General features: G+C 68.9%; 9 protein-coding genes. 5 read left to right on the top strand and 4 right to left on the bottom strand.

Features of this window, described 5'->3' with window-relative positions; translation table 11 throughout:
• Positions 1-1,175, bottom strand: a 1,175-nt coding sequence (locus NBW84_RS11925; protein ID WP_250284549.1) for a terpene synthase family protein, incomplete at its 3' end; no start/stop codon positions are given.
• An 832-nt stretch (positions 1,176-2,007) separates the two neighbouring features.
• Here NBW84_RS11925 and NBW84_RS11920 point away from each other — a divergent pair.
• From NBW84_RS11920 to NBW84_RS11905, 4 genes are all read left to right on the top strand, one after another.
• Positions 2,008-3,189, top strand: a complete 1,182-nt coding sequence (locus tag NBW84_RS11920) for an LLM class flavin-dependent oxidoreductase (RefSeq protein WP_250284546.1) — start codon at positions 2,008-2,010, stop codon at positions 3,187-3,189.
• A 102-nt stretch (positions 3,190-3,291) separates the two neighbouring features.
• The gene (locus NBW84_RS11915) at positions 3,292-3,570 is read left to right on the top strand and encodes a FitA-like ribbon-helix-helix domain-containing protein (protein WP_250284545.1); all 279 of its coding nucleotides are present in this window, start codon (positions 3,292-3,294) and stop codon (positions 3,568-3,570) included.
• A complete protein-coding gene (locus tag NBW84_RS11910) occupies positions 3,567-3,962 on the top strand; it encodes a type II toxin-antitoxin system VapC family toxin (RefSeq protein ID WP_250284544.1) in 396 nt (131 codons plus the stop codon). Before NBW84_RS11915 ends, NBW84_RS11910 begins: the two co-directional genes overlap by 4 nt.
• Positions 3,963-4,334: 372 nt before the next feature.
• Positions 4,335-4,883 (top strand): hypothetical protein, encoded by a 549-nt coding sequence (locus NBW84_RS11905; protein WP_250284543.1) that lies wholly within the window; start codon positions 4,335-4,337, stop codon positions 4,881-4,883.
• Positions 4,884-4,932: 49 nt separating this feature from the next.
• Here NBW84_RS11905 and NBW84_RS11900 read toward each other — a convergent pair whose 3' ends face one another.
• Together NBW84_RS11900 and NBW84_RS11895 are read right to left on the bottom strand one after the other, a co-directional pair.
• A complete protein-coding gene (locus NBW84_RS11900) occupies positions 4,933-5,580 on the bottom strand; it encodes an isochorismatase family cysteine hydrolase (RefSeq protein WP_250284541.1) in 648 nt (215 codons plus the stop codon).
• Positions 5,581-5,845: 265 nt separating this feature from the next.
• Positions 5,846-6,400, bottom strand: a complete 555-nt coding sequence (locus tag NBW84_RS11895; RefSeq protein WP_250284539.1) for a MarR family winged helix-turn-helix transcriptional regulator — start codon at positions 6,398-6,400, stop codon at positions 5,846-5,848.
• A gap of 130 nt (positions 6,401-6,530) precedes the next feature.
• On the opposite strand from NBW84_RS11895, the gene NBW84_RS11890 reads away from it, so the two are divergent.
• Entirely contained in the window at positions 6,531-7,163 is a 633-nt protein-coding gene (locus NBW84_RS11890) for an NAD(P)H-dependent oxidoreductase (RefSeq protein WP_250284537.1), read from the top strand.
• A 279-nt stretch (positions 7,164-7,442) separates the two neighbouring features.
• Here NBW84_RS11890 and NBW84_RS11885 read toward each other — a convergent pair whose 3' ends face one another.
• Complete coding sequence (locus NBW84_RS11885) at positions 7,443-8,834, bottom strand: FAD-linked oxidase C-terminal domain-containing protein (RefSeq protein WP_250284536.1); 1,392 nt, start codon at positions 8,832-8,834, stop codon at positions 7,443-7,445.
• Between the last annotated feature and the right edge of the window lie 228 nt (positions 8,835-9,062).

Raw genomic sequence — 9,062 nt, 5'->3', positions numbered from 1 at the left:
GCCGCGGTCGGAGCCGCCGCCGTCGCCGTGGTGGCGGCCGGGGCCGCCGGTTCGCCGGCCGTCCCGGCGGGCCGGGGACGCGGCCGGAAACGTGTGACGGGCGCGTCGAGGTCCAGCCATCCCGAGGTCGAGCCGTCCCACACCGACCCGTCGCCGAAATAGCGTGGAGTCAGGTATTCGAATTCCTGGCTGCCGCCCATCAGATGGTCCACCGCGGTGAGATAGGCACGCACGTCCGCGCGTTCGCCGAGTGGCCCGGACAGCAGCTTGTCGCGGGCCTCGACATACGCCTTCTCATGGTGCGCGACCAGTTCGCACAGCTGGTTGACGGCGTCCTGGAGGCTGAGCCCGTCCCGTTCGATCAGGACCCGCACCACGGTCATCTTGTCGTCCTGCGCGTGTTCCTTCCGCCAGGACAGCAGGTCGTTGATTATGATCATCTGCCGGCGGCAGTGGAGGTGGACCTCGACGAGCTGCGGCAGCAGGCCGCTCATGTCCACGGCCGCGCCGTATTCCGTCATCAGCTCGATGAAGTCGCAGCCGAAACTGTCCAGCCGTACCGCCAGGCAGCTTTCGTAGTCCGGGACGCTGTCGGTCAGCTTGGCGTGGATCTCCGTGGCGCACCCGCGCAGGAACGCCTCCAGCGCGGCGGTGAACCGGGAGATCTGGGCCGGGCTGAGGCCGGGGCTGATCCGTCGCCACAGGTCCCTTGCCGCCCGGCCGTAGGCGGAGTTGTCGGCCGGGCCGCCGCCACGGCCGTCACCGCGGCCGTCGTCGCCGTCGCCGTCGGCGCGGAAGTCGGCAAGGATGCCGGTGAAGATCTCTCTGGCCGCGGTGTCGTCGGCGCCGAGGGCCGACCGGTCCGAGACGAAGCTGTCGATCACCGTCACGTACTGGTACCAGTCGGCGATGTCGACGGCCCGCTGTTCGTCGGCGTCCGGCACGGTGAGCGGGCCGTAGATCCCGTTCCGTTGGCGCAGGAAGAACAGCAGGTCCTCCTCGGTCGCGAAACACTCGCCGAGGTATGCCCGCACCCAGCCGTTGGAGGCGAACTCGATCTGCGCGGCTTTCGGATGATAGGCGAACGGGAGGGAACGCGGCAGCTCGGGGAGAAAGAACTCCCGCGCGGACGGTGTGAGCGCGTCGGACGGGGTCGCCACCAGGCCTGTTTCCATGATCACTCCTCATCTGATGCCGGCGTGCTGAACAGGCCGTCCCACGGTTCCAGCGGACGGCGGGCAGCTTTCTCGTTTTGTGGATGGCCCATGGGCGGGCATACCGGTGCCCGCGCCGGGGAACGGGCACCGGTATGCGGCGTGAATTCCCTGTGTGAACACAGGAAAGCCGTGGGTGTGGGCCCGGCTTGCAATCGTGGCGCCGGCGGGTATGGCCGGGAGGCTCGTATTCCGGGTACCGCCGGGCCCGCGGATGCCAGGTGAGCATCGGTCGCCGCGCACACGGCCGCCGGTGTCAGGTGCTGGGTCTGTGCCCCGGCCGTGACCGGCCTGTTTCGTGGTGATGGCGTCGTGCCTCCACGAAATAGCTGGTACTCCCGGTGCGGCGTGCTGTTCCCGGCATCGGGGCAGGGCCCTGGGACAGCGCGGATAATGATCGGAAGAAGGGCCTGTCCGATGATGCGGGTGGATGTGCCTGCTGTTGGGCGCGGTGGTTCCCGCCACCTTTCCGGGTGGCGCGGGAGATCAAGAAGTCATGGCCGATAAACGACTCCGGTCGAAAAGGTCGGGGACACTGGCGGGGCGAGGTTCCCGGAATGGGGCTGGATCAAAGTTGCTGGCCGCCCCGCCGTTGGAGCCGTCCCGCTTTCGTTGATCGAACGAACCGCGCAGGGCAGAGAGTACCATGAAATCCGCATGTGCGGAAGTGACACATCAAAAGATCCGTGGATACGTAAATTTAACCGGAGAAGCTCCGCGGATGAGTATGTGCATATTGCATGATCGTAATAACGGAAAGTAATGTCCGTGGATTGGAAAGGCGTTGGCCAACATGCCTTCGGAAAAACCCGTCCCGTTGTCGGTGCTCGACCTCGTGCCGCTCACCTCGGGCTCGACGGCCGGGAACGCGTTGCGCAACGTGTTCGATCTTGCGCGGCACGTCGAGCGTTTCGGCTATGCCCGGTACTGGTTCGCCGAGCACCACCTGGCCCCGAGCGTCGTATCCGCCGCGCCCGCTGTCCTGATCGCCCTGGTCGCGGCCGCCACCCAGCGGATCCGGGTCGGGTCGGGGGCGGTGCAGACGGCCTACCAGACACCGGTCGTCATCGCCGAGCAGTTCGGGACGATCGCGCACATCCATCCCGGGCGCGTTGATCTCGGGCTGGGCCGTTCGAGTGTGGGCAGGTTCGCCGGCGCGGCCGCCGGGACCGCCGGGACCGCCGGAACCGCCACGAGCCCGGCTGCCGGGCCATCGGCGACGGCCGGGCGGCCCGCGTCCCGGCCCCGGGTGGTCGACGGCCTGCTCATCCCGGCGCCACCGACGTTCCTGTTCGACCCCCGCCGCCTCCGCCAGCAGCTGGAGCTGGCCGGATACCGGGAGGGCGCGGACGACGACTACACGCGGCAGGTCCGCGACATCCAGGCGTTCGTCCGCGGCGATTACCTTACCCCCAGCGGTGTGCACCTGCGGGCGCCCGCCGCGGAGGGCGCCGACGCGCAGCTGTGGATCTGCGCGGTGAGGGCCGGGGAAAGCGCGCGGACCGCCGGTGAGCTGGGACTGCCGCTGGCCGCCAACTATCATTCGATGCCGTCCGCCGTGCTCGACACGGTCGCGGCGTACCGCGCCGCCTTCCGGCCGTCGCGGACGCTGCGGGAGCCGTACGTCATGGTTTCCGCGGATGTCGTCGTCGCCGAGGACGCCGTAGCCGCCCGCCGGCTGGCCAGCGGCTACGGCGCGTGGGCGGCCAGTATCCGTCGAGGCGAGGGCATCACCCCGTACCTCACGCCAGCCGAGGCAGCGGCCTACCCGTGGACGGAACAGGAACGCGCGACCGTCGCGGACAGGATCGACACCCAGTTCGTCGGCTCGCCCGCGACCGTCGTCCGCAGCCTGCGCACGTTGTGTGACGTAACTGGGGCCGACGAACTGCTCATCACCACGGTCACCCACGATCACACCGACCGGGTCCGGTCCTACGAACTGCTCGCCCAGGCCTGGTCACAGCCCACCTGACGGAAGCCACCCGGGTGAGGCCATCGCGGCACGGCGAGATCTGGACCGTACGCCGGTCGGCACCGTTTGATCCCGCCTGCATTATGCAGGCATTATGTAGGCATGCCTATTGCTGTGACGATCCGCGACGTGCCGGAAGACGTCCGAGACGCGCTGGGCCGGTATGCCCAGCAGCAGGGCCAGTCCCTCCAGGCTTTCCTGCTCGCGCTGCTCACCCGCCAGGCCCGATTCGCCTGGAACCAGGGGATTCTGGCCGCCGTCGGGCGTGAGCTCGAGGCAGGGGGCGGCGCCGGCATCACGGCTCCGGACGCCGCGCACGTTCTCGCGGCCGCCCGTGCCGAGCGCGACAGTCAGCCGTTCGCTGCCGGCGACATGGAGTGATCGTCGTCGATGCCTCCGTCCTGGCGAACGCGCTCGTCTACGCTGACGACCGTGGTCGCCGGGCACGGGTGGCCCTGGAGCGTGACACCGAGTGGGCCGCGCCCGAACACTGGCAGGTCGAGGTGTTCTCCGTGATACGAGGGCTCGCACTCGGAAAAAAGATCAGCGATGATCTGGCGCACCGCGCCGTCGCGCGCCTCTCGCAGCTCGGCATCGACTCCGTACCTGTGGATCTTCTGCTGGCGCGCATGTGGCAACTGCGGTCTGGTGTCAGCGCGTACGACGCCGCGTACGTCGCCCTCGCGGAGGCTCGGGACCTCACGTTGGTGACCTCGGATGCCCGGCTGGCAAAGGCTGCGACGCTGTTCTGCGCCGTGCGCCTGATCGCGTAACGATCTTCTTGTGCTGGACGGGGCAGCGTCCGCCGGCGGATGGCGGCGGGCGTGGGTGGGGCGGGGCCGAATGGGGCGTGGGTGGGGCGGGGCCGAATGGGGCGCTGGCGTGCCGCTGCTTCAGTTCATGAAGAACATACGTCTAATTGATAAAAATCATATGCCAAGTTCGGTTTCGTCCAGGAAGAATGAGCTAAGCGTGGCGCCGTTAGGATGGCAGGCACATCCCGCGTCCCGGAGAGCTTCGATGACTCGACTGAGCACGTCTGTCGATCGTGCCACGGCCCTGCTCACGAACGCGAACCTCGCTGCGGACGCGACCGTGCGCGAGCCGATGCTCATCCTCAGCCGCTTCCAGCGGTGGGGCACCAGGTGGTGTTCATCGTCGGTGACATAACCGCCAAGATCGGTGATCCCAGTGGCCGCTCCGACGAGCGGCCCGCGCTGACCGACGAGGACATTGCCCGCAATCTTGCCACCTGCCGTGAGCAGGTCACCCCGTTCTTCGACTTCGCCCGCACCCGGTTCCGCCACAACGGCGACTGGCTGCGGGAGGTCAGACTGCCGCAGCTGATCGAGGGCACCGACGGCACCGGGGCCAAGATGAGCAAGTCCAAGGGCAGCTACGCCTTCGGTGACGTCGAGAACCTGCCCGAGGTCGCCGGCCTGGGGCAGTCGGTGACCGACGCGGTGAAGGCGCTGGGTTTCGCCAGGAGCAACGTTGACGTCCGCCGCGTCGCCCAGCAGAACGGGCTGCGCCTCGTCGTCGAGGCCGAGGGCGGCCAGGGGCAGATCACGCTCACCGCCGACGAGGCCCGTGAGCCCCTCGCGGCCCTGGTCAAGGACAAACTCGGCGACCGGAGCGGCGACTACTACCTCAAAGTCGGCCGCAAGCTCGCCCGGATCACCGTCACCTCATGATCTCATGTGTGCGGGGCGGATCGGCTAGATCTTTGTGCTGGTATACGGCTCAGGCGGTGTAACCGCGGCTGGAGTCGACCAGGCCACCGCCACCGCCGAGCACGGCGACGAACTCCTTGGAAACCACCGGATGCGAGAACATCGGGTAGTCCTTGGTGATGGCGTTGTCGTGTTCCTCCACGGAGGTTGCTGCAACGCAGTCGGTGAGCGTGAGGACGTTGAAGCCTTTTTCATACGCGGTCCGCATTGTGGACTCGACGCAACAGTTGGTGAGAAAACCGCCGAGGGCGACGTTTCTGATGCCCTTGCCGCGGAGGATGAAGTCGAGGTTGGTGCTCATGAAAGCGTCCAGCCCGCGTTTCCCCTCGACAAGGATGTCACCGGCGGCGGGCGTGAGAGCCGCGACGATCTGCGCGCCCCACGAACCCTTCACGAACGCGTTGCTCTCGACGACCCCGGCGAGGATGCCATACGGCTTCGCGCTGATCTCGCCGTAACCCTCCACGAATGAGATCGGGACGTGGATGACCGTGGCACCCGCCTGGCGGGCCTGTTCGGCTGCCGCAACGGTGTTGCCGAGCATTCCCGTCCGCTCCATGACCTCCGCCACCGCGCCGTGCAACGCGCCGCCGGCCGTGGTGAAGTCGTTCTGGAACTCGATGAGGACGAGAGCGGTTTCGGCTGGATTCAGACTCATCGGGCCTCCTGCGGCAGTCGGCGGGCATCGTGTCGCATCTCACGCTAGCCGGCTCTCGCGGTATTTGCCAGCTGTAGCGGGATTCCTGGCGACACGCGGTTCCCGGCGTTGCCGATCCGGGCCGGCTCCAGGAGGTGGAACTCTCGGGGTGAGAAAGGCGGCCCCGGGTAGATCGTTTGCTTTTGGATGGCCGATGATCATCGTGTCGTGAGCTGGAGCGTTCTGTCTCCGGCCGCCCTTGCCTGTCTTACCTGGCTTGCCTGCCCTACCTGCAATCCGCCGCGTCCCCCGGGCATGGTTCGGGCGACTGGCCGGAGGCGAGCAGGCCGATGGCCACACGCCGCAACGCGTCGGTGAGGATCACCTGCTCGTCGGCGTTCAGCGGAGCGAGGACGTGCCGTTGGGCCAGGTTCAGGCGGGCCGTCATCTCCTCGTGTCGGCGCAGCCCGGCATCGGTCGGCCGGATGAGCCGGGCACGCCGGTCGGCCGGGTCGGGACATCGTTTGACGAGGCCGCCGTGTTCGAGATCGTCGATGAGCCGCACCATGACCGACCGGTCGATGCCGAGGCGGCGGGCGACCTCCAGCTGGTTGCGGGCGCAGTCGGTCGCGGTGGCGGACAGTATGTGCAGGCCGCGGAGACCGCCGGGGAAGTCCCCGACGGTCTCCTGCGCGGCCTGCAGGAAGCCGTTCAGGACCTGGGTCAGCAGCCAGCCGAGGTCTTCGTGGACTTCTTCCGGCAACTCGGCAGCGGCGGCGGCGGTGTCGGTCCCCGATCCCGACGTCGCCTTCGACGTCCCCTCCGCGTCCGAGTGCTCCACCCCCTCATCCTACTGCTTGCGATCTGAGATATTCTCTGTCAGTGATACGTGTAGTCGCAGACGATCGTGACTGCACACCGTTTTGTCACGCATCTGTTGGCTCGACTGTCGGCCCGATCGAGGGGATCACATGCCCACACTCCTGCACATCGACTCAAGCGTCAGCCCGGCATCGGAGTCCCGGGCCTTCGCCGGCCGGTTCGCCACCGCCTGGACCGAGAGCCACCCCGGCGGCACTGTGACCTATCGTGACCTCGCAGCCAACCCGCCCTCGCACCTCGGCTGGGACGGCATCAGCGCTTCGGTGACCTCGGCGGACGAGCGGTCACCGGAGCAGGCCGCGGCCTGGGGCGGGCGTGAGGAGCTCATCGCCGAGCTTGAGGCGGCGGACGCTCTGCTGCTGTCCGTCCCGATGTACAACTGGTCGATCACGTCGACGCTCAAGGCGTGGATCGACGCCGTCGTCGTCGTCGACCGGACCGTCAGCCTGTCGGGCGGGCCCGGCGTGCTCAATGGCAAGCCGGTCACGGTCATCACCGCCCGCGGCGGGGCATACGGCCCGGGCACCCCCCAGGAGGGCAACGACTACCAGGAGCCCTACCTGCGTCACGTGCTCACCGCGCTCGGCGCGACCGACATCGACTTCATCAACGTCGAACTGACGCTGGCCACGGTCAACCCGGCCCTGGCCGATCTCATCCCACTCGCCGAGCAGTCACGCGCGACAGCGGAGAAGGCGGTAGCCGCCCGCGCGGCAGCCTGAAGCACCAATCCGATAACTACAAGTAGCAACAAAATCGGTAGCTGACGTCAACAGGCGCCGGCCGCCAAGGAAGATCGCCGCAGCTTTGTCGTTGTGTACGCCAACAGGGCCGAAAGGCGTATCGAACGGCAGACTCCGCTGGATCGTTCTCCGTACGGGTGGGCGGGGACGAGCCGGCCGGCGCGTCTGAGGTGTTCGTGCTCGGGCGCGCCGGCGATCCGCCGCCGGCGATCCGCCGCCGGCGTGGCGAAGCTACGTGAAGCCGTGAAATCGCGGACCTCACGGGCGCAGCGGCAGCGCCTTGCCCGGGTTGAGGATGCCGGCCGGGTCGAGCGCCTGTTTGATCGAGGTGTGCAGCGACCGCGCCACCGGGTCCAGTTCGTCGGCCAGGACACGGCACTTGAGCACACCGACACCGTGTTCGCCGCTGACCGTCCCACCGACCCGCAGCGCGAGGCCGAGCAGGTCGTCGAACGCGGCGAGCGCGCGCCGCCCGGCGTCCGGATCCCCGCGCGGATACACGATCATCGGATGCAGGTTGCCGTCCCCGGCATGGCCGAAGGTGCCGATCACGACGTCCCTGGCCGCGGCGATGCGTTCGACACCACTGACCGTCTCGACGATGCGTGAGCGCGGGACGGCGATGTCGTCGAGCAGCCACGCGCCGAGGCGTTCCAGGGCGGGGAAGGCGAGCCGGCGGGCGGCCAGCAGCATGTCGGCCTGTGCCGCGTCCTCCGAACGGTAACTCTCGGTAGCGCCAGCGGCCGCGCAGACGCTGACGACGGTGTCGGCCTCGGCCTCGCCCGCCTGCCCCGGCAGGTCACTCTGGGCGAGCAGCAGCGCGGCGGCGGAGGAGTCCAGGCCCATGGGCTGGAACCGTTCGACCGCGGCGAGCGTCGTTGCGTCCATCAGCTCCAGCAGGGACGGCGTGGCGACATTCATGATCTTTTCAACCGCCCGGCCGGCGCTGACCAGGTCCGGGAACACCGCGACCGCCGTGGTCGGCGCGGCGGGCAGCGGACGCAGCCGCAGCCGGGCCTCGGTGATCACACCAAGGGTGCCCTCGCTGCCGACGAACAGGCTGACCAGGTCGTAGCCGGCCACCCCCTTGAGAGCGCGGCGCCCGACCCGGGTGACCCGCCCGTCGGCCAGCACCACCTCGAGGCCGAGCACGCAGTCCCGGGTGCTGCCGTATTTCACGCAGCACAGGCCGCCGGCGTTCGTCGCGATGTTGCCACCGATGGTGCACTGCTCCCGCGACGCCGGATCCGGCGCGTACCACAGGCCGTGGGCGGCGGCGGCCTCGCGTAACCGCTGGTTGATCACCCCGGGCTCGACGACCGCGTACCCGTCGGCGGGACGGATGGACCGGATGGCGTCCATCCGGTCCAGGCACAGCAGCACGCACCCGTCGACCGCGTTGGCCCCGCCGGACAGCCCCGAGCCCGCGCCGCGGGGGACCACCGGCACGCCCCGGCCGTGCGCGACGCGCATCACCGCCTGGACCTGCTCGGTGCTCCGGGGGAAGACGGCGACGGCCGGCTGCCCGGCCTCCGCCCCGCTGGCCTGGTCGTGACGGTAGGAGACGAGCAGATCCGGGTCGGTCACCACGGCGCCGTCCGGCAGCCGCGCGGCGAGGGCCGCGGCCAGTGCTTCCCCGGTTGTCCGCATCGACGTCACCCAGCGACAGTAGAGCCAGCGGAACGAGAACGGGAAGCGGTGCCCGGGCGGGCAGGCAGCGCCCCGCCTTCCCGGGCGTCCCGCGGTGGCCCGGCCGTCCTCGGATACCCGGCGCGCCGGCTCCGGCCGGCGGCCCGGGTGGAATGCTCCGGCCACCCGGCGACGATGGCCGCGTGACCGGTGGTCACGTCCGGTCCGGCTCGGGGCCATATAGTGTCC

Source organism: Protofrankia sp. CiP1_Cm_nod2 (genome assembly GCF_920664355.1).
In the GTDB taxonomy this organism is placed as follows: Bacteria; Actinomycetota; Actinomycetes; order Frankiales; family Frankiaceae; genus Protofrankia.
Note: the sequence above shows the minus strand (reverse complement) of the source record. Positions and strands in the feature narration are given on the sequence as shown.

Coding starts and splice junctions, on each gene's coding strand:
- NBW84_RS11920 (WP_250284546.1), top strand. CDS start 2,008: ATGCCTTCGGAAAAACCCGTCCCGTTGTCGGTGCTCGACCTCGTGCCG.
- NBW84_RS11915 (WP_250284545.1), top strand. CDS start 3,292: ATGCCTATTGCTGTGACGATCCGCGACGTGCCGGAAGACGTCCGAGAC.
- NBW84_RS11900 (WP_250284541.1), bottom strand. CDS start 5,580: ATGAGTCTGAATCCAGCCGAAACCGCTCTCGTCCTCATCGAGTTCCAG.
- NBW84_RS11890 (WP_250284537.1), top strand. CDS start 6,531: ATGCCCACACTCCTGCACATCGACTCAAGCGTCAGCCCGGCATCGGAG.
- NBW84_RS11885 (WP_250284536.1), bottom strand. CDS start 8,834: ATGCGGACAACCGGGGAAGCACTGGCCGCGGCCCTCGCCGCGCGGCTG.